Origin of the sequence: Idiomarina abyssalis (assembly GCF_019797805.1) — a bacterium.
Taxonomy (GTDB): domain Bacteria; phylum Pseudomonadota; class Gammaproteobacteria; order Enterobacterales; family Alteromonadaceae; genus Idiomarina; species Idiomarina abyssalis.
The window spans coordinates 264,724-291,451 of sequence record NZ_CP081832.1 but is presented as its reverse complement, the minus strand read 5'-3'; the positions used below and the strand labels follow the sequence as shown (position 1 = coordinate 291,451).

Sequence of the window (26,728 nt, the reverse complement as noted above, 5' to 3'; positions counted from 1 at the left end):
CCGCAGCTGAACAGCTGTACAAAATGAAGAGTAGTTTATGATCCGTGCTGAAGCTATCACCTTGTTGCGTGGCGGTGATGTTTTATTTGAAGACAGTGACTTACAAGTATTCCCGGGACACCGCGTTGGCCTGGTAGGCCGCAATGGCTGCGGCAAGTCATCGCTGTTTGCCTTGCTGCGTGGTGAGCTTAGTGCCGACAGCGGAAACATACATTTACCCGCCGACTGGCGCATAGCCAGCGTAGCACAGGACACTCCGGCACTGGATAAGTCCGCTATCGACTATGTAATGGACGGTGACGCCGAGTTCCGTCAGCTAGAAGCGCAACTTACCAAAGCCGAGGCCGACAATAATGGCGAAGCCATTGCGCACTGTCACGACAAACTCGCTGCAATTGGTGCCTACGACATTCAGCCCAGAACGGCCAGTTTAATGGCCGGCCTTGGTTTTACTCAGCAGCAGCTGCAACAACCGGTGAAAGCCTTTTCCGGTGGTTGGCGTATGCGTCTTAATTTGGCACAGGTACTGATTGCCCGTGCCGATTTAATGCTGCTGGATGAGCCAACCAACCACTTAGACGTTGATGCGATTTTCTGGCTGGAAAGCTGGCTAAAGCAATACGATGGAACGCTGTTACTGATATCGCACGACCGTGATTTTCTCGACTCTGTAACCACCGATATTGTTCACATTGAGCATAAGAAGCTGAACAGTTACCGCGGTAATTACTCTCAGTTTGAGCGCCAGCGTGCAGAGCATATGGCTCAACAACAGAGTGAGTACGAAAAAGCACAGGTTATGCGGCAACACTTGCAAGCCTACGTTGATCGGTTTCGCTATAAGGCCAGCAAAGCCAAACAGGCACAAAGCCGCTTAAAAGCCATTGAAAAGTTGCCCAACCAGGCGCCACTTCGCGCCGAAAGCGGCATCGATTTTCACTTTCTGACGCCGGAAAAGTTACCTAATCCACTGCTGACGCTTCGTGACGCCAAAGCGGGCTATGGTGACACCACCATACTAGAGAAAATTAAGCTCAACCTGGTGCCAGGTACCCGCTTAGGGTTACTTGGCCGTAACGGCGCCGGTAAATCAACGCTGATTAAACTGCTGGCGGGGGAATTAGAACCTATGGCCGGAGAGCGGCTGGTTAACCCGGGGCTCAGTATTGGTTATTTTGCTCAGCATCAGTTGGAAACTCTGGACCTGGCAGCATCGGCGCTGTTGCATTTACAGCGCATAGACAAGCAAGCCAGTGAACAGAAGCTGCGTGACTTTTTAGGTAACTTTGGCTTTTCCGGAGATCAGGCAACCCGCTCGGTTGAACCCATGTCAGGCGGTGAAAAAGCGCGTTTAGCCCTGGCGCTGATTATTTATCAACGGCCAAATTTATTGCTGCTGGATGAGCCGACCAACCATTTAGACTTAGGATTACGTGACGCTCTGGTTGCCGCTTTGCAGGAATACGAAGGCGCGCTGATTGTGGTTTCGCACGATAGACACTTGCTACGCACTACTGTTGATGAGTTCTGCCTGGTTGCCGATGGTAAAGCAGAAACCTTCGACGGCGATTTAGAGGCCTACCATGACTGGCTGCAGCAACAGGCAGCCAATGACAAACGCAGCGAGCAACCAGTCACACGGCAGCGGGACGACCGCAAGCAACAAAAACGCAAAGAAGCCGAAGCTCGGCAGAAAACCAAACCCTTGCGCCAGCAAATAGAAAAAGCTGAAAAGAGCATTCACACGCTGGAGCAGAAGTTAGCCGATATTCATGAGCAACTCAGCGACAGCAGCCTCTATGAGGATGCCAACAAAGCTAAGTTACAGAAACTATTAGACCAACAGGCGCAAGCGCAGAAAGACTTACAACAACAAGAGAGCGTCTGGATGACAGCGGAAGAAGAGCTGGCAGAGCTAACCGAAGAACTACAGCAAACGGAGGACAAATGATTATTCCCTGGCAGGAAGTGGATCAGGAGACACTGAATAATTTACTCGAATCCGTAGTACTGAGAGAAGGAACAGATTACGGCAGTCAGGAACTCAGTTTCGACACAAAAGTCGAGCAACTGAAGCAACGATTGAAGTCCGGCGAGGCTGTTATTGTTTTCTCCGAATTACACGAGAGCGTCGATATTGTCGATAAAGACAGTGTTACCGGAAGCGAGCCTGGCGAGCAATGAAGATCTCGTCCCAGGGGACGCTTTGGTCACCCAAAACCAGAAAGTTAGGGTTTAGCAAACTGACCGTTCGATTGTAGGTAATTGGCTCAAAGTTTTCATTAACGATACGCCCCCCGGCTTCGCCTACAATTACCTGAGACGCGGCTGTATCCCATTCGCCGGTTGGCCCCAGCCGTAAAAAGCAATCGGCTTTGCCTTCGGCAATGAAGCAAGCTTTTAGCGAACAGCTTCCGGTTGGCAGAGGCTGTACATCTCGCTCAGTTTGAAGGCGGTTTAGCACCGGTTCCCGGGCCTGGCGACGGCTAATGGCAATAATAATGGGGTCGGTCTTGGGGTCATTAAACTTACGGACATTAATAGACCGACTTTCTGTGGCGTCCTTTTTAAAAGCTCCCAACCCTTTTTGTGCGTAATAAAGCGCTTCACCTACCGGCCAGAAAATAACACCAATAACCGGTTCATTGTGTTCCACATAAGCAATGTTTACGGCAAAGTCACCCGAGCGGGCAATAAACTCCTGAGTTCCGTCAATAGGGTCGATAATGAAATAGGCCTTCCACTGACGGCGCTCGTTATAGTCCTGGTGCTCACTTTCTTCAGAAATCACAGGAATGCCCGGAAAAGATTGTTTAAGCCGGTCTTCAATCAACTCACTGGCGACAATATCGGCGGTCGTTACGGGGGAGTCATCGGTCTTTTCTGCCGTACTGTAGTCACGTCTTTCGTACATGGACAAAATAACGCCACCAGCTTCTGTCGCAATCTCTTTCAGTCTATTCAGCATGGTTTCTGCCACTAGCGGCCCTCACCCTGGTTACGCAACAACATTAACAGCGCAGCAACGCTGCGAGCTTCTGAAAAGTCGGGCTGAGCAAACAGGTTATTAATGTCACTGATAGACCAGGTAACTTTTTCCAGAGGTTCAGGCTCATCTCCCGGCAAGCTCTCAGGGTATAAGTCACGAGCGACAAAAACACTCATTTTCGCGGAAAAGAACTGAGGCGCGAGACTCAATTCCATTAGAAACTCAAGCTGGTGACTACCGTAGCCAACTTCTTCTTTCAACTCGCGCTGTGCTGCTTCTTCTGGTGTTTCGCCCGGATCGATAAGCCCTTTGGGAAAGCCTAGCTGATAGTCATGCAGACCTGCTGCATACTCGCGAATAAGCAATAAGGTGTCATCGTCAATACAGGGAACAATCATTACCGCGCCACGGCCGCTGCCTTTCATACGCTCAAACTGGCGCTGCTCACCATTGCTGAACTTAAGATCAACCGCTTCTACACGCATTAGCCTGCTTTGCGCAACAACGCGACGGGATAAAATTTGCGGGACTTGTTTTTCTTTACTCATACGACAGGTCCAAGTCATTGTCTCTCTTTACTATAACGAGTCTGCGCACAGAAAACAGTGTCAATTTACGCTTTTCTTATAGAGTGCTACTATCTAAAACCCGTCCACCGGTAGTGAAGCGAGTAATATGACTGCAATAAAGCCTGAAACCGAAACTGAATACGATGTGGTTGTCATCGGTACTGGCCCCGGCGGCGAAGGCGCTGCTATGCAACTGGCCAAAAGCGGCTACAACGTTGGCATTGTAGAAAAACATAAAGCTCTTGGCGGCGGCTGCACGCATTGGGGGACCATTCCATCAAAAGCCCTGCGCCACTCGGTCAGTCGTTTAATTGAGTACAATAACAACCCACTGTTCTCTGGGCCAGGCTGGCAAAGCGGCATGACTTTCAGCCACATATTGCACTACGCCGAGTCGGTTATCCGCAAACAGGTCAAGCTGCGCAGTTCGTTTTACGACCGCAATGATGTCACCGTCGTACACGGTAAGGCCTCATTTTTAGACAAGAACCGTATTCGGGTAACTAAGCTAGACGGTTCGGTGGATGACCTGATTACAAAACATGTTGTTATCGCGACCGGCTCCCGGCCGTATAATCCCGAAGACGTCGATTTTTCGCACCCCCGCATTTACGACTCAGACAAGGTTCTGTCATTGTCACACGAGCCTAAAACCATTTTAATTTATGGTGCAGGTGTGGTCGGAAGTGAATACGCCAGTATTTTCCGTGGAATGGGCGTTAAAGTGGATCTCATTAATCAACGCGAACGTTTGCTGTCTTTTCTGGACGCTGAAATTTCCGATGCGCTCAGCTACCACTTACGCAACAGCGGCGTGGTCATCCGCCATAACGAAGAATATGACACCATTACTGGCTATGACGATAAAGTCGTTCTGAAAACCAAGTCCGGCAAAACCATGGCTGCCGACTGCCTGCTTTTTGCTAATGGCCGTTCCGGTAACATAGAAGAGCTAAACTGTCAGTCTGTAGGCCTTGAGCCCAACTACCGCGGGCAACTGGAGGTGAATGACAACTACCAGACAGCCGTGGAAAATATCTATGCAGTGGGTGACATTATTGGGTACCCCAGCTTAGCCAGTGCCGCTTACGATCAGGGCCGCATCTGTGCCTCAGCCATTATTAACGGCGACTGTGACAAAGTTCTGGTGAGTGACATACCGACCGGTATTTATACCATTCCGGAAATCAGTTCAGTGGGTAAAACCGAAGAAGAGCTCACCGAAATGAAAGTGCCTTATGAAGTTGGCCGAGCTCAGTTCAAGCATCTTGCCCGGGCGCAAATATCGGGTGCCGATGTGGGTTGCCTGAAACTGTTATTCCACCGCGAAACCAGAGAGCTGCTGGGTCTTCATTGCTTTGGTGAAAGGGCTTCAGAAATAGTACACATTGGTCAGGCTATTATGGAGCAGAAAAACGGTGGTAATACCATCGATTACTTCGTCAACACCACCTTTAACTATCCGACTATGGCAGAAGCGTACCGCGTTGCCGCATTAAATGGCATTAACCGCCTGCTGCAATAAGCCAGGTTACTGCCGTTTCTGGTACAGCGGCAGCTCAATTCGGACACACAAACCGCCTTCCGGGCGGTTTTGCAGTTTTATATCGCCGTCGTGACGATCAACAATACGCTTAATAATTGCCAACCCAAGCCCTGAGCCTACACCACCACGCGCTTTATCACCCTGAGTGAAAGGCTCAAAGAGTTTCTCTTGTTGTTCCTCGGGAATGCCAGGGCCGTCGTCGGTTATCCGGAACCAGACCCGTTTTTGCTTTTTATCGTGACCAGAGCTGACCACAACCCGCTGCTTACCGTAACGCTCAGCGTTTTCCATCAAATTAATAATGACGCGCTTCATCGATAACGGGCGCAACCAAACCAAAGGCAACGTCCCTAAATCAAGTTCAAATTGCTTTGTCCAGTTGTCCGGTACATTCGCCACCGTTTGCTCAATGAGTTCATTAAGAGACTCTTTGCTGCTGCGCTCCTGCTGATCAAGACGGACATAATCAATAAACTGATCGATAATGTCATTCATGTCATCGATATCTTCAACGATCCCCTGAGCCAGAGAACCGTCTTCCTGCGGCATCATTTCAGCGGCCAGGCGAATGCGCGTCAGTGGCGTTCTTAAGTCATGAGAAACCCCTGCCATTAACAGGTTACGGTCGTTTTCAAGCTCACGAATACCCCGCGACATTTGGTTAAAAGCCCGGGTTACCGCCATAATTTCGTTTGCGCCTTTTTCAGGCAGTTGCTCAGGGAATTCTCCTCGCCCTACTCTGCGCGCCGATTCTTCCAGTGCTTTAAGTGGCCTGTTCAGCCAATTAGCAAACAGCATACCGCCGAATACACTCAACAGGCCAATTAACACCAAGTACATCACCAGCGGAGAGAACTGTCCGCGCTGCATGCTATCCAACGGAACACGTATCCAGAAGTCGGGCGCCCGGGGTGGCTTTACCCAAAGGTAAAACTTTTGCCCCTGAGCAACTCTAACCTGTGACTCCCCGCCCAGCATGTCGCTCATGTCATCCGACAAATAGCCGTAATAGGTGGAGTTGCTCAAGCCCTGCTGCTCGGCTTCAGTGTCATTAAACACTTCTATGCCAGTGGCTTCAGTGTAATAAGACATCAGTTCACGTTCGGTTTCAGCTGAATGCTGACGAGGAATGAACATAGTGCGGATATGCTTAGCCACCAACTCATTAATTTGCTCAATGGAAGGCCGGACAACATAGTTACTCACCATCACGTAAGAGACGAGCTGGTTAATAAGCAATACAAGAGCCAGCAGCGCAACCGTGCGGGCAAACGCTGACTTGGGAAATAACTTCATCAGGACTTCAGCTGACCATCCGGTACAAACACATAACCTAAGCCCCAGACCGTTTGAATATAACGCGGCTTAGTGGGGTCAACTTCGAGCATACGACGTAAGCGTGACACCTGAACATCTATAGAGCGTTCCAGTGCGCTGTAGTCACGCCCGCGTGCAAGGTGCATTAGTTTATCGCGGGAAAGCGGCTGACGAGCATTGCTGACTAAGGCCTTCAAAACAGCAAACTCACCACTGGTCAGCGGCATTGGTGTGTCGCCACGAAACATTTCACGAGTTCCCAGGTTCAGTCTGAACTCACCAAAAGTGACTTCCTGATCTTCCTGCGAAGGTGCACCAGGTACTTCGGTACCGCGGCGACGCAATACCGCCCTTATCCGCGCCAGCAACTCGCGGGGGTTAAAGGGTTTTGCCAGATAATCGTCAGCCCCCAACTCCAGGCCAATAATACGGTCAACTTCATCGCCTTTGGCAGTCAGCATAATAACCGGCAGGTTATTACCTTCGCTGCGTAGACGTTTACAAATAGACAGCCCGTCTTCACCCGGCAGCATCAGATCTAATACCAGTAAATTAAAATTCTCACGGGTCAGCAAACGGTCCATTTGCTCCGAGTCTTGCGCGACTCGTACCTGAAAGTTCTGCTCAGTAAGATAACGTTCCAACAAGCTTCGAAGCCGCGCATCGTCATCCACTACCAAAATTTTTAATGTTTCCTGCATCATCAGTTTTGTTTTCCAAGCTGCCGTGCCTTAACCATAAAGATACACTGCTTAGCGGCGTTATAGAAGCAGGCTTCTGTTAGCAAATGTTTCAACTACCGGTGCCAATAACGCTGCATTTCGACATACAGGAAAGAAGCCGTCCAGGTAATTAAAACCAGTCCTGTTAGGCCCTCAACACCGGTTAAGAACCTTAAGGTGCCTGATGGCTCAATATCACCAAAACCCACCGTAGTAAAAACCGTAAAAGAAAAGTACAAGGCATCTAAAAAGCTGCCGTCAAAGTTTCCTACTAAGGTGCCGAACCCTTGTTCGTGGTGCATGAGGTAATAGGCAACAGCAAAAATGGCAACTTCGACAGTGTGAGCGATAATAGCAAGTATGACCCCAAACATGAGTCGAATTTGGCTAAACATTCTCATGTGGGTAATAAGCCAGCCTATCCGGTTTAGCGCTTCATAATGAAAAATAACCGCCAAGCCAACCACAATAGAATTACACAAAAAGGATATCAGCATAACTTAATCTTTCTCACTGGAGGTCCAAAAGCTGACCGGCTCTGGCCTTGCAAAATAATACCCCTGAAAACGAAAACAGCCCATTTCCTGAAGCTTAAGCAAATGCTCTTCGGTTTCCACGCCCTCAGCAATAATGTCTAAATCCAGGCTGTTTCCTAAAGCGATTACAGTGCGCACAATGGCTTCGTCACTATTGTTGGTGTGCAAATCCCGAATAAAAGACTGATCTATCTTCAGTGAGTTCAGCGGCAAGCGTTTTAAATAACCTAACGAGGCATATCCCGTACCAAAGTCGTCTAAAGCGAACGTGACACCCAGAGCTTTAAGCCGCTCCATGTTGTTCGCAGTATGCTCAATATCGTCAATCAACATACTTTCTGTGACTTCTAATTCCAGCAACTCACCCGGTATGCCTGTTGCCAGCAACCGTTGTTCAATATCTTCAACAAAACCTTCGGTTTTAAACTGACTGGCACTGACATTTATAGCAACCCGCACACCACACTCAAGAGCGGAACGCTGCAACCTCGGGATGCTAGACAACACCTGATCAAGCACCAGTCTGTGCAGGTCGGGCATGAGCCCCTGACTCTCTGCTAATGGAATAAACTCAGCGGGAGAGACCCAGCCAAGCTCCTCATCGCACCAACGCAATAAGGCCTCAAAACCTAAACAGTTTAAAGCCGAATCGGGTGATACCTGCTGGTATTGCGGCTGTAAATAGATTTCCAGTGATTCAGATTTTATCGCTTTTCGCAAAGCTGCAATGAGCTGCTGTCGATAATTAAACTCCCGCTGTATTCCGGTATTAAAGAATTGCAGCTTCGATGCGTTGACATCTTTTGCCTGCGATAACGCCAAATCTGCAGCTTGCATTAAGTCACCCGGACTTTGTGCATCGGAAAACAAGGTAATGCCCATACTCACTGACACTGATTCAAGACTGCCGCCCAGCTTATAAGGCTCCCCCAGCCGCTCTAAAAGTACTTGTAATCGCTGACGTAAATTACTGTCGTCACGTAAACTTTGGCCTTTTTCACTTTTCAACAACACCATGAACTCGTCCGAGCCTAAACGCCCGGCATTGTCAGCCTGGCGTAGTTCAGACTCCAACCTCTGACCAAATAAAATGAGCAGTTCGTCTCCGGTGTCATGGCTAAAGCTATCGTTAATCTTTTTGAAGTGATCAATATCGAGCATAACCAATACGCCGTCTCCGCCGCCACTCTGGTAAAGGTCAAACTCTTCGTTTAAGCGTTCAAGCATAAAACGTCGGTTTGCTAACCCGGTTAAGGGATCAAAGTAGGCAAGAGACTGGATTTCTTCCTTCATATTCTGGTATTCGGAAATATCTGTGGAAATACCGCACAGTCCGATCACTTGGTTCGTTGAATCAAATAGCGGAACTTTAACTGACCAAAATTGATGGATCTCTTTCTCACCGGGCAGATTATTCACCTCACCCTGAGCTAACCGGTGTCCACTCTCCAGCACTTTGCTGTCATAACTCTTAAGCTGGTCGGCCGTGGTCTTATCGAACAAATCATAATCGGTTTTGCCAATAATATCTTCAAGCTCCAGCTTAAACAGCTTTAACACCTGCCAGTTCGCATACTGATATCTTAGGTCTTTATCTTTAATGTAAATGTAGGCTTCAACGCTATCCAGAATGGTATTTAAACGGTATTTACTTTGCGCCAGAGCTTTTGTTTTGTCTGCAACCTTGCGTCTTAACAGCTGATTAAAGAACAGCACGCCCACAGCAAGTAACACCAGTGCTGCTATTATCCACCACACATAGAAAGGAACACTGACTGCTTTTTGTTGAGAACTCCAGCGTTCAATTATTTGGTAATAAACTGAGTTCTCGTCGGCCTTTAAGCGCTTAAGCTCGTTATCTATTGTGGTTAGAATGTCTGAACTTGACTGTTGAGATACGGCAAAAAAGAGTTCACTTGGCAGGAACATGATAGGCGTCATCTGAACGCTTCGGTCAACCACTTGCTGGTTCCCGAAAAACTGATTGGTTGCAACAGCGTTCGCTTTACCCGTGAGCACAGCGTCAAAACCTTCGCTAAAACTTTCCACCGGATAAAGCTCACTTTTTAATTCAAAGCTTTCAATCAGTTGTTGTAAGTAGCTTTCCTGTACAGACCCTTTCAAAACCGCGACACGTTTATTGTTTAAGTCCAGCAGGCTGGTAATTTTTTCATTCTTAGCGGCATACAGTTGCGACCAGCTAAGCAACGCGGCTTCCTCATGAAACTCTGCCCATTGAGCCCGGGCATCATTTTTGGCAACATCCGGAAGAATATCGATTTTCCCCTGCTGCAAAAACGTCAGGCATTGCTCCCAATCGCATTCAACAGGCAGAAGTTGCCAATTGTGGCGCTCGGCAACAACCATTAATAGCTCACCATGAATACCGCTTAACTTTCCGTATTCATCGAACATAATTTTCGGCGGATTATGATACACACCCACTTTGAGTGTTTTATCCTGTGCCATTAAAGGCGCCGCAGCTAATAACAGAAAAATAATAACAAGAAGGTTTCGCAAAAAGATACCTTAAGTTAATAAGTTGTATAGGCCTAGAATAGGCCTATTTCCACGCTGTGAAAAGCCCTGTTACTGCTGCGGACATTTAGTTATCAATAGCTCACTTTCTAAGGAAGTAAGGTAAAAATAGAAGCAACGCAAGTAGACTGACAATAAGCCCGACATAAATCCCGTAACTTAAGGCCGACAGAGTAAACGCGGCGTAGTAAAGAACGTCTAACAGAAGGTATGCCAGAAAAGCGCGTTTGAACCAGCTTTGCTTTGTCCAAAGTCCAACCAACAAAGCCAACTGAAGCGGAACAAAAAGCACCAGTTTCCAGGGCAAACCGTACAAAATCATCTTCTGTATACTATCGGCGTTCAGAATCATTGAAAACGCCATTTCATAGGTACTCGCTATGCCAGCAATGAACATACCAAGGTAAAAGAAACTGAATGTATAAATTAGACCCATGACAAGGTAAAACGAAATCAGCTTCTTCGGCACTTTCGCGCTCGGCGCTGAGCCACTCTGAGTTGCCTGTCGGGTCGCGACAACCACCACGGCAATAACGTACAACACTTCGGATGCAATATAGAGAAGGCCACCAAACACGCCCACGTCAATCGATCGTGCTATGCGCGATGGTGTCGGCCAGGGTAGTTCAGAATAAAAACCAACCAGATGCAATACACTGGCCAGCATAACCTCCAGTTCGTAGGCAATTGCATCAAACCACTCCATGGGGTAGGTCAGAATATTCGCCAGGTAAATTTGTGATACGGCGCCGACAACAACAGCAAGGCCTAACAGAGCCATCATTCCGGCCGCTGGTGGCATTTGACGGGTTAAAGTAAAATGCATAGCAATCATTAGCAGGTAAGTTCCTTATATTTTTTTGAAAACTATACCTTTTTTTTAATTGTAAGTCTTGTTCACCTATTACTTGCCACCATAAGTAAGGGAACTTTACTGCGCGGTATAGCCCCCATCAATCACTAACTCGGTTCCGGTCACAAATTTAGATTCATCCGACGCCAAATACAGCACGCCGTAAGCAATGTCTTCAGACTCACCAACATGACCAATGGGGTGCAGGCTATCCAGCTGCTTTCTGAACGCATCAACGCCCTCTTCCGATTCTTTGCCTAACTGCTCAACAAGTGGCGTCCAGATAAAGCCCGGGTGCACGGAATTGACCCGAATTTTGTCTTTTGCGTAAATAAGTGCGTCATTTTTGCTCATTAACCTGACGGCGCCTTTAGAGGCATGGTAAGGCGGTAAATCGGCAGCGCCTATCATTCCGTAAATTGATGACAGGTTAATAATGCTGCCTGCGCCTGCCTTCTTCATTGCCGGAATGGCGTGTTTTGTACAGTAAAAAACACCACTGACATTAACGTTAATCACCTTATCCCATTCTTCTTTGGTAATTTCGTGGGTCGGCTTATTAACCCCAGCAATGCCGGCGTTATTAACTAAGACATCTATCGAGCCGAACTCTTTCTCAATGTCTGAAAAAGCACTGCTTACATCATCTTCGCTGGCCGTATCTATGTGCCAGTATTTAGCAGTGCCGCCAAAGCCTTGAATTTCATCGACAACTTTTTTTCCTTCGTCGTCTGCAATATCGGTTACGGCAACCTTGGCTCCTTCTTTCGCCAGCTCAAGACAAACCGCCCGGCCAATACCTAATGCGCCGCCAGTAACAATGGCAACTTTACCTTCTACTCTTTTCATCATTGTGTCCTCTTTTAGCTCTTTTCCTGAGTCTAGTATGGGTCACAAATCGGCATATAGACAGGAATCAAAGTATAGTGATCTAAAGCAACCTTAATCCGTAGAAAAAGCAAAGTATCTATAAGTTAACAAGGAACCGTTATGACCACCTATAAAGCCATTAACTTGATTAAACGCCCTGAGCCTGGCCCTGTCACAACCGACATATTTGATGTTGTAGAGAAAGAGCTACCCAAAGCTGGCTCCGGTGAAATTCTGATTAAGCAAACACAAATGTCTCTAGACCCTGCCATGTTCGGTTGGATGAGCCCTGATACTGAAAGCTATATTCCCCCTGTTGAACTGGGCAGCGTAATGCGCAGCTCTGGTGTCGGCAAAGTCATTGAGAGTAACCACCCTGACTTTAACGAAGGTGACCGCGTCATGGGTATGATGGGTTGGCAGGAATATGCGTTGAGTAATGGCCAGGGTATTAATAAAGTACAGGCCGATGTGCCCGACGAAACCGTGCTGTCAGTGTTTGCATTACCGGGTCTGACGGCCACACAAGGACTGTTTAATGTTGGTAAACCTAAGAATGGTGAAACTCTGGTGGTAACCGGCGCCGCAGGTTCGGTCGGCTCAATTGTCGGGCAGTTGGCCAAAGCCGAAGGACTGAAAGTGATTGGCGTTGTCGGCAGCGATGAAAAAGCCAACTGGATTGTCAACGAACTGGGGTTTGACGGTGCCATTAATTACAAAACCAGTGACTTGCGCGACCAGCTAATCAAGCTAACCCCTGAGGGCATAGACTTGTACTTTGAAAACACCGGTGGCCCCATTCAGAACCTGGTCGTTGAGCGCATGAACGCTCATGGGCGTGTCGTGGTTTGCGGCATGATAGCCGACTACGACAAAGAAGTACCAAGCCCTGGTCCAAGCTGGATACCGGTTATTAAAAAGCGCCTGACCATTCAGGGCTTTACTATGCCGGACCATTTTGAGGAGATTCCCAGTTTGCTAAGCAAACTAACGCCTTACGTTATGTCTGGAAAAATCAAACACCGTTCTCATATTCTTGAGGGGCTGGAGTCCGCCATTGAAGGCTTGAACCTGTTCTTCACGGGTGAAAACAAAGGCAAATTGATTGTTAAGCTGTAAGTCACTGGAAACTCTTCTCACGCCAGTTTTACCGTATTCGGGTTATCCTCCAAATACGGTAAAACTCAGTCCTACGTAAGCTACGTATCCTAACAGAAGCAGACCGCCTTCAAATCTGCTTAGCCTACGCCCGGTATAAAGAAAAAGTAGCAAAACGAGTGATGCGCCCAGCATAACCCACTGATCAAACTGCAGTATTCGCTCATGCACGGGCAGTGGCTGTAACAACGCCGAAATGCCGAGTATGCCCAAAACGTTAAAAATATTACTGCCCAGAATGTTGCCAATAGCCACGTCAGCGTGTCGCCTAAATGCCGCAATAACTGAAACGGTGAGCTCAGGTAAAGAAGTGCCAACCGCCACAAGAGTCAGCCCAATAACGGCTTCAGAAACACCCAACGACTCGGCAATATCGACCGCACCTTTCAAAAGCACCTGAGAACCGACAATTAACAACGCCAGACCAAACACAATGGCTGCTGCTATACGGAGCTTGGTTGTGGGCAAAGAGGTCACTTCCTGCGCCTCTGCTTTATGCAAATCTGCAGATGGTGCATTTCCGAAACGCTCGGTTCTGTATGCCCAGATCAAATAACTTACCAGCGCCAGCAACAAAATAGCGGCATCAAACCTTGCCAGCGCACTTCCCCCGACAAGCACCAGAAACAAGACTGTTCCGGCAACTACGGTAATACCGTCACGGCGCAGTACCAGCGGCTTCACTGCAAGGGGCGCGATTACAGCACACAGTCCCAAAATAAGCAGAATATTGCCGATATTACTGCCAACAACGTTACCAACAGCTATGTCCGGCCGCTCGTTTATAGCGGCATCAATTGAAACCACTAACTCAGGGGCCGAAGTACCAAACCCGACAATCAGTAAACCGCTAAGCAAAGGCGAAACACCCATACGCTTCGCAGCGGCCAGCGACCCTCGAATAAGGGCTTCACCACCCGTGGTCAACAACAAAACCCCAATAATGACGAACAACGCACTCAGCATAGCTTTAAGCTCCCGGCCAGACACTTTGACAACAAAGGCATCAATATAACCTATAAAATTACACTATAAGGCTCACTGAGATAAGCTTTAAACATCACTCTTTTGAAGCCGCATACTGGGCAAAGACTTCTTCGCCAGTCAGGTTCTTCGTCTGCTGCGAAAAAGAGTAAAACTCAGGTTTCTGCTCAATGAATATTTGTTCAGAGAACTCCCAGTCGTTATGGCCTTCGAACAACGCAAAAGGTATGGCGTAATAGTCTTCACCCTTTAAGCGATAAAACAAATGAGTACCACACTTCTTACAAAAACCACGCTCCGCCCATTCCGATGAATCGAAAACAGCTATGCTCTCATCACCTTCGAAGCTTGCCTGGTCGCCACATTCCACGGCAAAAAAAGGCCCTCCACCCCACTTCTGGCACATGCCGCAATGACACGCGCCAACACTTTTGCTTTTAATATTTGCGGATACACTGACGGATCCGCACAAGCAACTACCATGATATTTCTCTTCTTTTTTCATAATTTGTCTCCTTTAAATGCCGGCGGCAAACGAGTCAGTCCGCCGCTGCAAAATGTGCTATTTGATCTTTGTGCGCTTTAATAAAAGCAGGGCGTGCTGTAGCGCGTTCGACGTAATCGCGACAAGTTGGATACTCGGCCAGCCCGTTAAACCTATCAATAAGACGAAGGACATCCGCCATCACTATGTCAGCAACAGAAAAAGTATTGGTTAACCATTCTCGACTCACTAATACGGCTTCCATGTGCTTCAGCCGGGCTTTAAGAAAATCATCCAAATGATTGCGGCCGGGAGTTTCAGTTGTGTCACCAGAAAACTTAAATATTGACCAGGGCAGGCTTGCCGCCTCAACGGAGTTAAGCGCCGCGAACAACCATTCTGTAACCTCAACGCGACTGGATTTTTCTATTGGCATCAACGCTTCACTGAGCTCACCTAAATAAAGCAAAATAGCGCCACTTTCGAAGATTGATATGTTGCCATCAGTCAACCACGGAACCTGCCCAAACGGTTGGTTCAACAGGTGCTCGGCACCTCGTTCGCGAAAAGGGACACTGTTAACGCTATAGGGCAGTCCCGCTTCCTCCAATGCCCAACGCACTCGTATATCGCGTACATAGCCTCGCGGCATTTCGGGAACCCAGTCAAAGGTTGTAAGAATTAGTTTGTTCATCATTTATCTCCATACAGAACCTTGCAGCGCCGTGCTGGTTCATTCTTCGGATAAATTAAACTGCCACGAAACCCCATATTTATCGTTTAACCAACCGAATTTTTCGCTGAATCCGTAGTTATCCAGCGGCATCAACTCCGTTCCGCCTTTAGCTAAAGTTGTAAACGCATTCTGTATTTCGCTTTCCGATTCACACTCAACATGCAAAGACATGGAAGGCGTAAAACTGAATTTATGATCAAGGTGGCTATCTCTTGCCATAAGTTCGACACCATTGATTGTGAACCGAGCTAACTTAACCGAACCTTCCGGCTCAGGTTCATCTGCTCCGTAGTGCTGAATATCGATAATCTTCGAATTGGGAAATACCGAGGTATAAAGCTTAATAGCTTCTTCGGCTTTCCCCGCTTGTTCGCGAACAAACATTAATGTTGTCGTAATAGATTTCATTTATTCCCCCACTGACGCTATCCATTCGTCCACCACTTGCTCCAAAACAAGCAGTGGTAGCGGTATAAAACAAACTATAGGCAATCATTAGGGAAACTCTTGAAAAAATCGGACGTAATGACGGGCTATCGCTCGTTTAAATACCGTACTCGCGCTCAACCTTTGCAATGCGCACACGAAAATTGGAATACCACCGCTGATGACCAAGACGTTGAGCTTCTAGGTGTTCAGCGTTATTTTTCCAGTTTTTAATAGCGTCCAGGCTTTCCCAATATGAAACTGTAATACCCAAATCTTCCTTCACAGACTCTATGCCCAAGAATCCGGGCTGTTGTTCTGCTAACTCCACCATTCGGTCAGCCATTTCACCATAACCATTGTCGCCTTTAGTGCGGTGGCTACTGAATATAACAGCGTAATAAGGTGGTTCTGGTGTGTTTACAATTTCAGACATTGCGTTCTCCAAGTATTTAATGGACAACAAGTCAGAGACACTAACATCGACACTGCTTTAGTCAGCTAACGAACTCAGACATCGCACGACTATACGAGTGCTCACTGTCTTCAAGGCCCGCTTTAACTCCTGCTCTATTTCGCTCAGGCAAGTTCTGGCTTGCTTTCAATTTACCTGTCAGCGTTTCAACTTCTATTTCTATACCAACAATAGCCTTAACTAAGCGGTCGGTGAAATCTTGAGGAGCATCATCTACCTGCCAGGGTTCTTTCATTCCTGACTCATGCTGGTCTGTTAGTTGCGTTAAATGATGTTTCAGCCAGGTTGCATCTTCAACGATTTTCGCTTCCCCTGCAGCATGTACAGCCAAATAATTCCAGGTTGGTACAACCCGCCCGGTTTCAGCTTTAGAGGGATACCACGAGGGAGAAACGTAACCGTCAGGCCCCTGAAAAACAGCGAGCACTTGCCCTCCATCTTTCAGGCGTTGCCATACCGGGTTATTGCGTGCCACGTGACACTGAAGTGTCCCCAGAGAGTCGCTTTCTTCGCAGCTTAAATGAAAAGGAAGGTGGTTTGCCTCAATTCCATCTTCATCGGCAACAATTAATACACCAAAACCGTAATCACGAATATATTCGTGTAATTTTGCGTTGTCATCTTCCTTGAAATGCTTCGGTACGTACATTTTTATAGTCCCTTAAGGATGGTTATTCTCCGCCTCCACCTGCCACAATCCTGAATAATCTGTAACTAAATCTTCACTGCAAATTCCATCAAATATAAAAGCTTTCTAACAGATAGGTGGCAGCCAAACAAACGCCAATAAAAGCACTATTAATAACAGCCCTAACTCCCCACGGGAGACCACCGTAGGTAAGGTCCAAATACTTAGTTAACACAACCATAAGACCCATAAATACAAACCACGGTGTAAAAAAGAAGATGAATTGCCACTTAACAACACTAACCGCTATGTCATGCAGACCACCACTGACTGCAAAAGTTATTAAAACCGCGAGCCAAACCGGCAAAAAAGAACTCGCAGGTTTCATGACGTTACGCGACAGATAGTAGCCCCAAACAGGATTCCAATAATGCCAAAACTGCGTAAAAGAGCCCGCACCCAAAGCTCGCTGAAACATATTCTTCATAGAGCCCGACGCGCCTATGGCGACACCATTTCTCTTCTTTACGTACTTAGCCAAGGATACTGCTTTTTGCATATAGACTCCGTATGGTTAGCGCTTAGCTGCCCAGTTGGGTAAAAATACCAACCGCGAGCTCGGCCCAAACATACAGTAGCGCTACAACGCATAACCCCGCCCAAAGCAACCAATACTTGCTAGGTACTTTTCTTGCCACCAGCACAAACAAGCTGCTTATTGAAAGCAGCAGAGCTCCCATAACAACAAAGTCGTTAAGCTCCCAATTAACGCTTGTCGTGAACTGCATGGCAACAAACGGCACGAGTAAAATGCACCCTGAACCTACTGCAATCCAGACAAAAACGTCGTTGCGCATTATTAAGTTAGTGGTTTTGTTTTTCATGTTGAATTAACTCTTATTGGTTAATAGCTCAGCGTTCTGTTTAAGGCGCCTGTGCAGGCTGCCCCTAAAGTTTATAAAACCACAAAAAACAAATCTAAAGCTATAAAAATGATGTTAAATATTATTTCGGGCTTTGCATGTAAGGCGGTGAAATCCGCGGAATCTTGTTAAGGAGCTTAAGAAACTGAGTCATAGCTATCGCTTGCCGAGCCATTCTGATGTTCCCGTTATTTACGCTCAAGCTTGCTTACTAACACCATTAGCTTAGTCTGGTCGATTTCTACTGATGCTTCTTTATCATAAAACACAGTCAGAGTAGGATTAATAACACTCTTCCCAACTTCAACGGCCGCCTGGACCTCAACCGTCTCGCCTTGCGTTGGTGACACGGTTAATTCATAGCGAAAGTCATCACCAACCTTCATGTAAGCCATTTTACCTTCTTCCACGATCATCACTGGCGACTCAACGAGTTCACCGCTTTTAAATACTGAGCTTGAGACCCGAAAAGTATCTGCGGCTAAGCATGGCAACGATGCCAACAGTGATACCGACAGCAAATAACGCCTTGTTTTCATTTCAGTTTCCCTATGTCGGGTAGGCCATAGTGATTTTCCTCATAGTGGCTATTCAACGCTGCGTTTTCTGGAGAATGCCAGACTAATAGCGGCGAGCACTCCTGCGCACAAAAACCAGAAAACAACAATAGATAACCACACCATCATTGAAGCATCTTGAACCCCAAACTCACTAAAGACCACTGCCTGGTCGCTAAAAAAGTGTTCTAACCCCAGCCAAAACGGCGCATTAACCCAGGCTGCTAATAACGCAATGAGAAAGACAGGTTCGAGGCCCAGCTGTATAAATACGGGTGTAACAAGCGGGGGAAGATTAAGCACTAAAGCAACGATTAAAAAACGCCTAAAAAAGCGGTTGGAGGTAAACATGCTCACATCCTTTTGAGTTAACCTGGCCTTCTGCCTACCAGAGCCAACCTACCTGTATGGTTAACTGAGGGCTCGAGAAGTCGCCGCTACCCGCTGTTATTCCGGGTTCAATATAGAAGCCCCCATATTGGAAAGTGCCACTGACACCGGCGTAGTTCCAATCTTCGTCTTCATAGACCCTATAGACAACATCTTGGGTTGAGTAATAAGTAAGGGCGTTATCTTTTATTGTGGAGCTTCCGGCTATTACCTGCCAAGAACGCATTGCGCTGTCACGGTTATAGTAAAAACTGTAACCTGCCTCAATTCCGTAGGCTTTTCCCGTGTATCCAACAGCTAACTGAATTGGGTGCCCGGAAATCTCTTTTTTCATAACCAGGTTAACGCCTCCCGGCGTACCTAAAGCAACACCAAACTGAGTCTCGTCAGGCTCAGCTGCCTGCAGAGTCACAGGAAGCAGAGCAGCTATTGCAAGAAGGTATTTCATCTCATGCCTTTTTTGTTTGTTAACACTTGGCTAACACTAAATGAGAAGGAAACAAAAGGCAACGGTAGAATATGCCATGTATCATATATAGTTAGTGCCGAATAATACCCTTAATCCTTCATCACAACCTGATTTCTTCCGTCACGCTTACCTTCATAAAGTAGGTTATCGGCTCGGGTAATCAGCATATCCAAATCGTCTTCGGCCTTGGCAACAGCAACGCCAATGGTCACACTCAGCTCCAGATCATTTAACTCGTCAGTTGATGACAAGGCTTCTACATTTTGCTTAAGACGCTCAGCCACCGCCTTAGCATCGGCAGGGCTCGTATGAGGCAGCCCCACCACGAACTCTTCGCCACCAAAACGACCGATAATATCGGTTGGCCGAAGTGAGTGCTGACAAACTTCGGCTATCTTCGTCAGAATGACATCACCACGGGTGTGGCCCCAAGTGTCGTTAATACGCTTGAAGTGGTCAACGTCAATCATAAACAAGCAGAACGGAGTATCTTCCAGTCGAGATCTTTGCAGCAAAGCTTCAGCTCTTTTCATAAAGTGACTGCGGCTATCAACACCCGTGAGCGCATCATTCTCAGCGACCATGCGCAGCTGCGCCTCTAATGACTTTCGGTGTTTTATTTCCTGCAGTAACTCGCGGTTTTGATCGCGCTCTTCGTTAAGCAAGGAGTACTGCTGACGCTGCAAACGCTCTAACCGCCGCAGCGCCGTGTACCCAACAATATTGGCCATGATAAGCAACAGACCCAACCGGATTGCGCCTGTGGGAGTTACTCCTGCGTACAACATACTCGCCGCTAAAAAAGTAATACTTAAGAACAGGCTAGCCAGCGCCGCAACCGTCAACAAATTTGGAATAAGCAGATAAAAAGCCATAATAGCGACCACCACTGCGGTGATCTGCGTAAGAAGGCTTTCCGGGCGCAAAGGAACAATCAGAATAATCCCCGTTGCCAGAATCCATAATGGTAACGCGTGCAACCAAGCTTTTTCAGCATAACCACCCCGGTGACCAATAACAAAGGCTAACACCAGGCAGGAGCCCACTACCACAACGCGCATAGTCAGCAGCGAATAATACTCTTGCGTTAGCCCCAGAAGGTTGTAATCGGTAATGCCGAACATGGCAAAAATAATAGATACTAAAAGTAGCGCAAGGCGGGAATCCGACCTAACATTCGATTCAATAGAGTGGCGGTATTTTAACTCTTTACCAGCGTCAAGAAACTGACCGGTCAGCCAGTGAGTATCATTTTGCTTTTGTTGTTGTGACAAATTTTTACCTGTTAAAACGGTTTTGATTCCAGACAATAAATGTTAATTCTGACCTTTTCTCCACCGTTTTGCAGTATTTTTCTCACTCTTCCTCGTTGAGCTTCCTTTTTAAAGCCTTGAGGTTGGCGTTAAGCTCTTTAACTTCCAATCGAGACTCGCGTGCTATATCTCGCATGTCCTTAACGCGCTTTGAAATAAGAAAAATAAATATTGGTACTAGTATCCATAACAAAGCAATAGCTAAGTAGGCCAGTCCACCTATAATACCGATGCCAGCGAAAAGCGTATCTTCCATAGAGTTAGTCTCCTTTGATTCAACCTTTTAATATTTATCATATAAAAATAATATTCTATTGCTAACTCTATAAACTCTAGTCTTTCAATGCCTGAATAGATTTTTGAGTCTTACTTAGGTTTTCAGCCAACGCATCGAGTAATTTTTGATACTCCGCCGACTTCTCACCCAGCTCAGTGCGTTTTACCACAATTGCCAGTTCTTCATCTTCCTGCAGACACTTATCCAAAATGGCGTTTTTAGAATTCGCAGAGAAAAACTGAGTAAGTTCCCCTTCTATTTTGTGCAGGAGTTCTTTATCAGGGTCAGGTTTAGCCGGTAGCTCGCCTAAGTCTTTAACTACATTCTCAAATGGCTCAATATAGGAGGCTCTTTCGTTGGCAATATCATTAAGCTTACTGGCGAGGTTATCATCCCCAACCACTTTCGCTATCTCCCGGTAGTAATCCGTTGTCTCAATGACTAACTTCAGAATTTCTATACTATCGGCCTGATTATCTGTGCGTAATATCGACATTTTAATCCTTGTTTACGTTAGGCAGTGGCATATCACCTACAACAGCTTCAATAGCCTTAGGCATTACCTCGAAATTGGCCGGTGTATCGGTTTTAAACTCACCGTCAGCCTGAATGTGCTTAGCCCTGGAGGTTTTAATGCTAATTTTTCGGGCCTTTTTACAGACAACCCGTTCTGCCTTTTGCAAATTGCCGTTACGAAAATTGACTCCCAGTAATAACAACCGCCACCACCGTATTGGTTTCAAACAAAATAAGTTCAGCTGCCCATCCAACAGTGTAGAGTCATCATCGACAACGTTTCCGCCACCGTAGTAACGACCATTACCTACCGCCAGGTGAATTGCCCTTACAGACTCCTTCCAACCGTCAGCTTCTATTTGAACTTTAAAACTCTTGTTGCGCTTCATGACGCTGGTAAATGCGCCCAAATACGCAAACACGCCAAAGTATTTTTTCATTTCTGACGTCAGCTCGCGGGTTACCTCTACGCCTAAACCAACATGAGCAACATTCACAAAATAACTATTATTCACTTTTGCCAAGTTTATGCGTTCTCGCTTGTCATTAACAATAGCCTGAGCGGCTGCAACAACGTCCTGCGAAATGCCAAGAGAGCGCGCCAAGTCGTTAGCTGTTCCCATCGGTAAAATGGCCAAGGTTTGCTCGCTTTTATAGATTGACTCCAACGCCGAACTGATGGTTCCATCGCCCCCGGCAACAATCACCACTCCTTTTTTCTCACGGTAATTTTCAATGCATGAGGCCATATGAGACGGACTTTCAGTGACGCAAACCTCAACCTCAATGCCGGAGTTTCTGAGCAAGTCGGTGGCTTCAGTTAACTCCTCGGAATGACCATTACGGCTCTTCGGGTTGATAACTAACAACGCATGCTGCAATGCTTTACCTCTTCGTGTTATGCACTGCGTTAAATATAAGAGGTTTATTCCAAGGCTTCAAAGCACTGACGGAATATTTACGTTGCTGGGCAGGGTGACAGATGTGTTAAGCAAAAAGTCACACAGGAATTAGTTGTGAGTTCCTTACCGGGACTCAGAAAGTCTCTGGGGGGAACTCGTGCTCTCTCCTTAAAAAGCAAAAACTTACCCATCGATATACATTTACTATATTTCTTTACGTTCTCTTAAATGTGAAAGTATGACTTTCTACTTTTTTAAATTCCCCAGGAAACCCATTTCCTCCATCGACTCCCCCGAAAGACGTCATGCTACCGAAGTACGGAGATACAAATAGGCCACTCTCATTATTGAAGCTACTCTGCAAAATAATAAAAGTCCCAAATTTAGTCCCCCTCACCTCCTCTGGATTTATTTCTTTTAGAGTCTCCGGTAATTCTTCTTTGGGTATTACGACAACCTCTTCAGATTCAATATCTAACGACTTAACTGCTTGCTCTATGCCTGGTATATTAAAAGCGGTTGTATCAGGGTGCTCAACACATCCAGTTAATAAAAGTAGCAAAGCAGGGACGAAATACCTATTCATTAATCTCTCCCCTGAGGGTTTACATTTGTATACTGCGTCTGCTCCTTTTCACTCTAGCGGATGCGCAATATCTGGTTGTTGTTATGTAATTCACATTAAATGAGTTACACGCTGAGTACAACAAAAGGCCATGTACAACTACTTACACTCCCTTACTAATCCCCCATTCCCCTCCTCTTAATAACCCAGTAAAATCCCCTCATCATTCAACGCAGGCACAACGAATCAGCGTATGAAAACCAATTTAATTACCCTTGGCGGTTATGAAAAGTTGCAGCAGGAACTTGAGCACCTTTGGCGGGTGGAGCGCCGCGAAACCGTAGAGAAGGTGTCGTGGGCGGCGAGTCTTGGTGATAGGTCAGAGAACGCAGACTATAAATACAATAAGCAGAAGCTGCGTAAAATTGATGGTCGTATTCGCTATTTAACCAAGCGTCTGGAGCAGGTGAAGGTTGTGTATTATTCGCCGCAACAGGACGGTAAGGTGTTTTTTGGTGCCTGGGTGGAAATTGAGGACGAAGACGAGAACGTTCGCGCCTTTCAAATTGTTGGCCCGGACGAGATTTATGATCGCAAAGACGCAGTGTCTATCGACTCGCCCATGGCGCGCGCTCTGCTGAAAAAGCAGGTGGACGATGAGGCGGAGGTTAACACGCCGCAGGGCACCAAGACTTGGTTTATTAATAAGATAAGTTACCAACAGCCCGCGTAGTCAATTCGTGATAGTATTCGTCCCCATTATTTGTCGTAACGTTTTAAAACCAAGAGATGTACTATGAGCCAGATACCGCAATTACTTGCTAATGAACTGAAGGTCGACGAGCGTCAAATTGCCGCTGTTATCCAGTTGCTGGACGAAGGCTCGACGGTGCCTTTTATTGCCCGTTACCGTAAAGAGGTAACCGGCGGTTTAGACGACACGCAATTACGTCAGCTGCATCAGCGCCTTAACTACCTGCGCGAGCTGGACGACCGCCGTCAGGTAATACTGAAGTCGATTGATGAGCAAGGCAAATTAACCAACGAACTGGCTCAGAGCATTAAAACTGCCGATTCGAAAACCGAGCTGGAAGATTTATACCTGCCCTACAAACCTAAGCGCCGCACTAAAGGCCAAATTGCTATTGAAGCAGGCATTGAGCCGCTGGCAGATCTACTGTGGAAAGACCCAACGCAGAACCCGGAACAAGCCGCAACTGACTACATTGACGCTGACAAAGGCTTTGCTGACGCCAAAGCGGTATTAGACGGTGCCCGCGCCATTTTAATGGAGCGCTTTGCCGAGCAGGCGGAGTTGCTTAAGCGTTTGCGCTCACACTTGTGGCAGAACGCGCACTTAACCAGCACCGTTGCTGCGGGTAAAGAAAAAGAAGGCGCTAAGTTCCGCGACTACTTTGAGTTTTCTGAGTTATTCAAAACTATTCCCTCGCACCGCACGCTGGCGTTGTTGCGTGGTCGTAACGAAGGCTTTTTGCAGCTTTCTATGGACGCTGACCCGGGTAGTGAAGACAAAACCTCCGGCTCGCACTGCGAAGTCATTATTGCCGACTTCCTGAACTTTGAGCACAAAGGTCGTGCTGCCGATGACTGGCTGCGTCAGGTGATTCAGTGGACCTGGCGGGTGAAACTGTCGCTGCACATGGAAACCGAACTTATGGCTCGTGTGCGTGAGCGTGCCGAGGAAGCGGCTATTCAGGTATTTGCCAGCAACTTAAAAGACTTACTGATGGCGGCACCCGCAGGTGCTAAAACCACTATGGGGTTAGACCCGGGTGTTCGTACGGGTGTTAAAGTTGCGGTAGTGGATGAAACCGGTAAAGCGGTTGCCACCAACACGGTATTCCCGTTTCAGCCGCAAAACCAAATGGATAAAGCCATGCGTACGCTGGCGACCTTGTGCAAGCAGTACAAGGTTGAGCTTATCAGCATTGGTAACGGCACTCACTCGCGCGAGACCGACAAAATGGTCGGTGACATGCTGAAGCAGCACAGCGAAATTAAAGCCACCAAGGTTATAGTCAACGAGGCCGGTGCGTCGGTTTACTCAGCATCTGAGCAGGCAGCGCAGGAATTTCCGGATATGGACGTATCACTGCGTGGCGCGGTGTCTATCGCCCGCCGCTTACAAGATCCGCTAGCCGAGCTGGTTAAAATTGAGCCTAAATCGATTGGTGTGGGCCAGTACCAGCACGACGTTAGCCAGTCGCAACTGGCACAAAGCCTGGATGCCGTGGTTGAGGACTGTGTAAACGCAGTGGGTGTGGATGCCAACATGGCTTCTGCGGCTTTGCTTCAGCGCGTTTCAGGTTTGTCGAAAACGCTAGCGAAAAACATTGTCGATTACCGCGACGCCAACGGTGCCTTTGCTAACCGTAAACAATTACTTGATGTGCCACGCATGGGGCCAAAAGCCTTTGAACAGGCGGCAGGTTTTATGCGCATTAATAATGGCGAACAGCCGTTAGATGCCTCAGCGGTTCACCCGGAAGCCTATTCAGTGGTAGAACGCATGGCAAAAGCAAATGACTTGCCGGTACAAGAGCTGATTGGCAACCACTCATTGGTTAAAAGCCTGAACGCGGCGGACTATACAGACGAGCGCTTCGGCCTGCCAACGGTAACGGACATTTTGGCTGAACTGGAAAAACCGGGCCGCGACCCCCGCCCTGAGTTTAAAACCGCGGAATTTAAAGAAGGCGTTGAGAAAGTCAGCGATCTGAAGCCCGGCATGTTGCTGGAAGGCGTGGTAACTAACGTGGCGAACTTTGGTGCCTTTGTGGATGTTGGCGTGCATCAGGACGGCCTGGTTCACATTTCAGCACTGGCCGATAAGTTTGTCAGCGACCCGCGTGAAGTAGTGAAAGCCGGCGACATTGTGAAGGTAAAAGTTCTGGAAGTAGATATTGAGCGTAAGCGTATTGGTTTAACCATGCGTTTAAGCGATGAAGCGCCTGCCAACACCTCAGCTGACAAGCCTAAAACGAAAGCCGGTAACGGGCCTAAGAAAAAACCTTCCGGTAGTAGTGGTCGTGCGCCACAGCCACAAAACTCGGCTATGGGTAGCGCATTGGCAGATGCCTTTGCAAAAGCGAAGAAAAATTAAAACGGAATAAAGAGAGACGTTAAGCAGTAGCGCTGAATGAGTCCACGGATGGACGAACACGCTTATCGTAGAAAGAGGCTATCATCTCGCCTCGTTCAGGCGATGACAGAGTCTTTTTGCCCTGTTCAGCAGGTGCTGCGGCGTCGACGCCATTTGACTGGCTGTCACCTTCGCTTTTGTTTGCACCTTCCAGGCTTTTGTTAAACGGCGCATTAATACTAATATCCGGGTTTGGCTCTTCGCTCTTTTCACCACCCTGGCCTGACTCAATTTGCATTTGGGCTAATTCAGCCCGCGCTTGAGTTGCTTTATTGGTTGCTTCAGACGCTATCGCTCTGTCTGCCGGTGAAGGTTGCGCCGGTGCCATAGCTGCACGACGAACCACCTGCATTTTCTGGATAGTAGCTTGTGGGTCACCATTAACCGGGCTAACGTCTATCTGAACTTCACCGCCAACAGCATAAGACTTGCCATCGGGTCCTCGCTCATATTCGTACGAAGGTGAGCTGGCATACTGACCACCAACGGCAGCGTGAGCCTGTTCGTGCACACGAACTTCCTGGTCACGGCTTTTCAGTTCATCGACTTTCTCAATTTCTTCTTCACTGAGTTTTTGCTGATTTTTTTCAGCTTCATCGGTGACTTCCTTGCTGGCTTTGTCGGTGGCTGTTTTGTCATCACCTTTGCCATCATTCTTGCCGTCGGCTTTTCGGTCGGCCTGAGTATTCGGTTTATTACTGGATTGGTCAGATTTGGCAGGTTCTTTCACCAACGGCCGCTCAAAATTATCCCTGTTCATCGACTCCGCAGGTGGAGCCGACGTTACAGGAATAGGCGGTAACGCTGGTGAGATATTCATGT

General features: G+C 47.4%; 31 protein-coding genes. 6 read left to right on the top strand and 25 right to left on the bottom strand.

From position 1 onward, the window contains the following. The first annotated feature begins 37 nt into the window (after positions 1–37). Positions 38–1,951 carry an ATP-binding cassette domain-containing protein gene (locus tag K5X84_RS01465; protein WP_222236370.1) on the top strand — a complete coding sequence of 638 codons (1,914 nt, stop codon included), beginning with the start codon at positions 38–40 and terminating at the stop codon, positions 1,949–1,951. Next, positions 1,948–2,184 (top strand): YheU family protein, encoded by a 237-nt coding sequence (locus K5X84_RS01460; RefSeq protein WP_222236367.1) that lies wholly within the window; start codon positions 1,948–1,950, stop codon positions 2,182–2,184. The genes K5X84_RS01465 and K5X84_RS01460 overlap by 4 nt, the downstream gene beginning before the upstream one ends. Here K5X84_RS01460 and cysQ read toward each other — a convergent pair. Beyond that, positions 2,156–2,968: a 3'(2'),5'-bisphosphate nucleotidase CysQ gene (gene cysQ, locus K5X84_RS01455; protein WP_199494046.1), complete on the bottom strand. Its 813-nt coding sequence runs from the start codon at positions 2,966–2,968 to the stop codon at positions 2,156–2,158. The genes K5X84_RS01460 and cysQ overlap by 29 nt on opposite strands. 11 nt (positions 2,969–2,979) lie before the next feature. After that, positions 2,980–3,555 carry an ADP compounds hydrolase NudE gene (gene nudE / locus K5X84_RS01450; RefSeq protein WP_404813266.1) on the bottom strand — a complete coding sequence of 192 codons (576 nt, stop codon included), beginning with the start codon at positions 3,553–3,555 and terminating at the stop codon, positions 2,980–2,982. A gap of 109 nt (positions 3,556–3,664) precedes the next feature. Here nudE and sthA point away from each other — a divergent pair, with 109 nt between their 5' ends. After that, the gene (sthA, locus tag K5X84_RS01445) at positions 3,665–5,083 is read left to right on the top strand and encodes a Si-specific NAD(P)(+) transhydrogenase (RefSeq protein ID WP_222236366.1); all 1,419 of its coding nucleotides are present in this window, start codon (positions 3,665–3,667) and stop codon (positions 5,081–5,083) included. A gap of 6 nt (positions 5,084–5,089) precedes the next feature. Here sthA and envZ read toward each other — a convergent pair whose 3' ends face one another. From envZ to K5X84_RS01415, 6 genes are all read right to left on the bottom strand, one after another. Further along, positions 5,090–6,400, bottom strand: coding sequence for a two-component system sensor histidine kinase EnvZ (envZ, locus tag K5X84_RS01440; protein ID WP_222236365.1), 1,311 nt, complete (start codon positions 6,398–6,400; stop codon positions 5,090–5,092). After that, positions 6,400–7,125: an osmolarity response regulator transcription factor OmpR gene (gene ompR / locus K5X84_RS01435; RefSeq protein WP_143441135.1), complete on the bottom strand. Its 726-nt coding sequence runs from the start codon at positions 7,123–7,125 to the stop codon at positions 6,400–6,402. Before ompR ends, envZ begins: the two co-directional genes overlap by 1 nt. 92 nt (positions 7,126–7,217) lie before the next feature. After that, on the bottom strand, positions 7,218–7,640 hold the full coding sequence (locus K5X84_RS01430; RefSeq protein WP_054490728.1) for a potassium channel family protein: 423 nt from the start codon (positions 7,638–7,640) through the stop codon (positions 7,218–7,220). Between the two features lie 3 nt (positions 7,641–7,643). Continuing rightward, the gene (locus K5X84_RS01425) at positions 7,644–10,199 is read right to left on the bottom strand and encodes an EAL domain-containing protein (RefSeq protein WP_222236361.1); all 2,556 of its coding nucleotides are present in this window, start codon (positions 10,197–10,199) and stop codon (positions 7,644–7,646) included. Between the two features lie 100 nt (positions 10,200–10,299). After that, complete coding sequence (locus tag K5X84_RS01420) at positions 10,300–11,052, bottom strand: hypothetical protein (RefSeq protein WP_222236360.1); 753 nt, start codon at positions 11,050–11,052, stop codon at positions 10,300–10,302. Positions 11,053–11,148: 96 nt separating this feature from the next. After that, positions 11,149–11,922, bottom strand: a complete 774-nt coding sequence (locus K5X84_RS01415; protein WP_244994807.1) for an SDR family NAD(P)-dependent oxidoreductase — start codon at positions 11,920–11,922, stop codon at positions 11,149–11,151. A gap of 138 nt (positions 11,923–12,060) precedes the next feature. Here K5X84_RS01415 and K5X84_RS01410 point away from each other — a divergent pair, with 138 nt between their 5' ends. Further along, positions 12,061–13,059, top strand: coding sequence for an NADP-dependent oxidoreductase (locus K5X84_RS01410; RefSeq protein WP_222236359.1), 999 nt, complete (start codon positions 12,061–12,063; stop codon positions 13,057–13,059). 42 nt (positions 13,060–13,101) lie between these two features. On the opposite strand, the gene K5X84_RS01405 is transcribed toward K5X84_RS01410, so the two are convergent. The 16 genes from K5X84_RS01405 to K5X84_RS01330 form a co-directional block, all read right to left on the bottom strand. Further along, positions 13,102–14,064 (bottom strand): calcium/sodium antiporter, encoded by a 963-nt coding sequence (locus K5X84_RS01405; protein ID WP_222236357.1) that lies wholly within the window; start codon positions 14,062–14,064, stop codon positions 13,102–13,104. Between the two features lie 94 nt (positions 14,065–14,158). Next, positions 14,159–14,587 carry a GFA family protein gene (locus K5X84_RS01400; RefSeq protein WP_222236356.1) on the bottom strand — a complete coding sequence of 143 codons (429 nt, stop codon included), beginning with the start codon at positions 14,585–14,587 and terminating at the stop codon, positions 14,159–14,161. Positions 14,588–14,621: 34 nt separating this feature from the next. After that, the gene (locus tag K5X84_RS01395) at positions 14,622–15,263 is read right to left on the bottom strand and encodes a glutathione S-transferase family protein (RefSeq protein WP_244994806.1); all 642 of its coding nucleotides are present in this window, start codon (positions 15,261–15,263) and stop codon (positions 14,622–14,624) included. 36 nt (positions 15,264–15,299) lie between these two features. Then, entirely contained in the window at positions 15,300–15,710 is a 411-nt protein-coding gene (locus K5X84_RS01390; protein WP_222236355.1) for a VOC family protein, read from the bottom strand. Positions 15,711–15,846: 136 nt separating this feature from the next. Then, positions 15,847–16,164: an antibiotic biosynthesis monooxygenase family protein gene (locus K5X84_RS01385; protein ID WP_199494039.1), complete on the bottom strand. Its 318-nt coding sequence runs from the start codon at positions 16,162–16,164 to the stop codon at positions 15,847–15,849. A 61-nt stretch (positions 16,165–16,225) separates the two neighbouring features. Beyond that, positions 16,226–16,852 (bottom strand): FMN-binding negative transcriptional regulator, encoded by a 627-nt coding sequence (locus K5X84_RS01380; protein ID WP_222236354.1) that lies wholly within the window; start codon positions 16,850–16,852, stop codon positions 16,226–16,228. An 88-nt stretch (positions 16,853–16,940) separates the two neighbouring features. Then, complete coding sequence (locus K5X84_RS01375) at positions 16,941–17,390, bottom strand: MBOAT family O-acyltransferase (RefSeq protein WP_222236353.1); 450 nt, start codon at positions 17,388–17,390, stop codon at positions 16,941–16,943. Positions 17,391–17,412: 22 nt separating this feature from the next. Then, complete coding sequence (locus K5X84_RS01370; protein ID WP_222236351.1) at positions 17,413–17,715, bottom strand: hypothetical protein; 303 nt, start codon at positions 17,713–17,715, stop codon at positions 17,413–17,415. 227 nt (positions 17,716–17,942) lie between these two features. Then, positions 17,943–18,293 (bottom strand): hypothetical protein, encoded by a 351-nt coding sequence (locus tag K5X84_RS01365; protein ID WP_222236349.1) that lies wholly within the window; start codon positions 18,291–18,293, stop codon positions 17,943–17,945. Between the two features lie 48 nt (positions 18,294–18,341). Then, a complete protein-coding gene (locus K5X84_RS01360) occupies positions 18,342–18,662 on the bottom strand; it encodes a hypothetical protein (RefSeq protein ID WP_222236348.1) in 321 nt (106 codons plus the stop codon). 34 nt (positions 18,663–18,696) lie between these two features. Then, entirely contained in the window at positions 18,697–19,149 is a 453-nt protein-coding gene (locus tag K5X84_RS01355) for a hypothetical protein (protein ID WP_244994805.1), read from the bottom strand. 110 nt (positions 19,150–19,259) lie between these two features. Continuing rightward, positions 19,260–20,444 (bottom strand): GGDEF domain-containing protein, encoded by a 1,185-nt coding sequence (locus K5X84_RS01350; RefSeq protein WP_222236346.1) that lies wholly within the window; start codon positions 20,442–20,444, stop codon positions 19,260–19,262. A gap of 82 nt (positions 20,445–20,526) precedes the next feature. After that, positions 20,527–20,739 (bottom strand): hypothetical protein, encoded by a 213-nt coding sequence (locus tag K5X84_RS01345; RefSeq protein WP_199494033.1) that lies wholly within the window; start codon positions 20,737–20,739, stop codon positions 20,527–20,529. Between the two features lie 76 nt (positions 20,740–20,815). Then, complete coding sequence (locus tag K5X84_RS01340; protein WP_222236345.1) at positions 20,816–21,256, bottom strand: ferritin family protein; 441 nt, start codon at positions 21,254–21,256, stop codon at positions 20,816–20,818. A gap of 1 nt (position 21,257) precedes the next feature. Beyond that, positions 21,258–22,157, bottom strand: a complete 900-nt coding sequence (locus K5X84_RS01335) for a lipid kinase (protein ID WP_222236342.1) — start codon at positions 22,155–22,157, stop codon at positions 21,258–21,260. A gap of 235 nt (positions 22,158–22,392) precedes the next feature. Then, a complete protein-coding gene (locus K5X84_RS01330) occupies positions 22,393–22,764 on the bottom strand; it encodes a hypothetical protein (RefSeq protein WP_222236341.1) in 372 nt (123 codons plus the stop codon). Between the two features lie 232 nt (positions 22,765–22,996). Here K5X84_RS01330 and greB point away from each other — a divergent pair, with 232 nt between their 5' ends. Continuing rightward, positions 22,997–23,476: a transcription elongation factor GreB gene (gene greB / locus K5X84_RS01325; RefSeq protein ID WP_222236339.1), complete on the top strand. Its 480-nt coding sequence runs from the start codon at positions 22,997–22,999 to the stop codon at positions 23,474–23,476. A 63-nt stretch (positions 23,477–23,539) separates the two neighbouring features. Next, positions 23,540–25,867 carry a Tex family protein gene (locus tag K5X84_RS01320; protein ID WP_222236338.1) on the top strand — a complete coding sequence of 776 codons (2,328 nt, stop codon included), beginning with the start codon at positions 23,540–23,542 and terminating at the stop codon, positions 25,865–25,867. A gap of 19 nt (positions 25,868–25,886) precedes the next feature. Here the strand turns inward: K5X84_RS01320 and K5X84_RS01315 are convergent, their stop codons facing one another. Next, positions 25,887–26,666, bottom strand: a complete 780-nt coding sequence (locus K5X84_RS01315; protein WP_222236964.1) for a putative metalloprotease CJM1_0395 family protein — start codon at positions 26,664–26,666, stop codon at positions 25,887–25,889. Positions 26,667–26,728 lie beyond the last annotated feature (62 nt).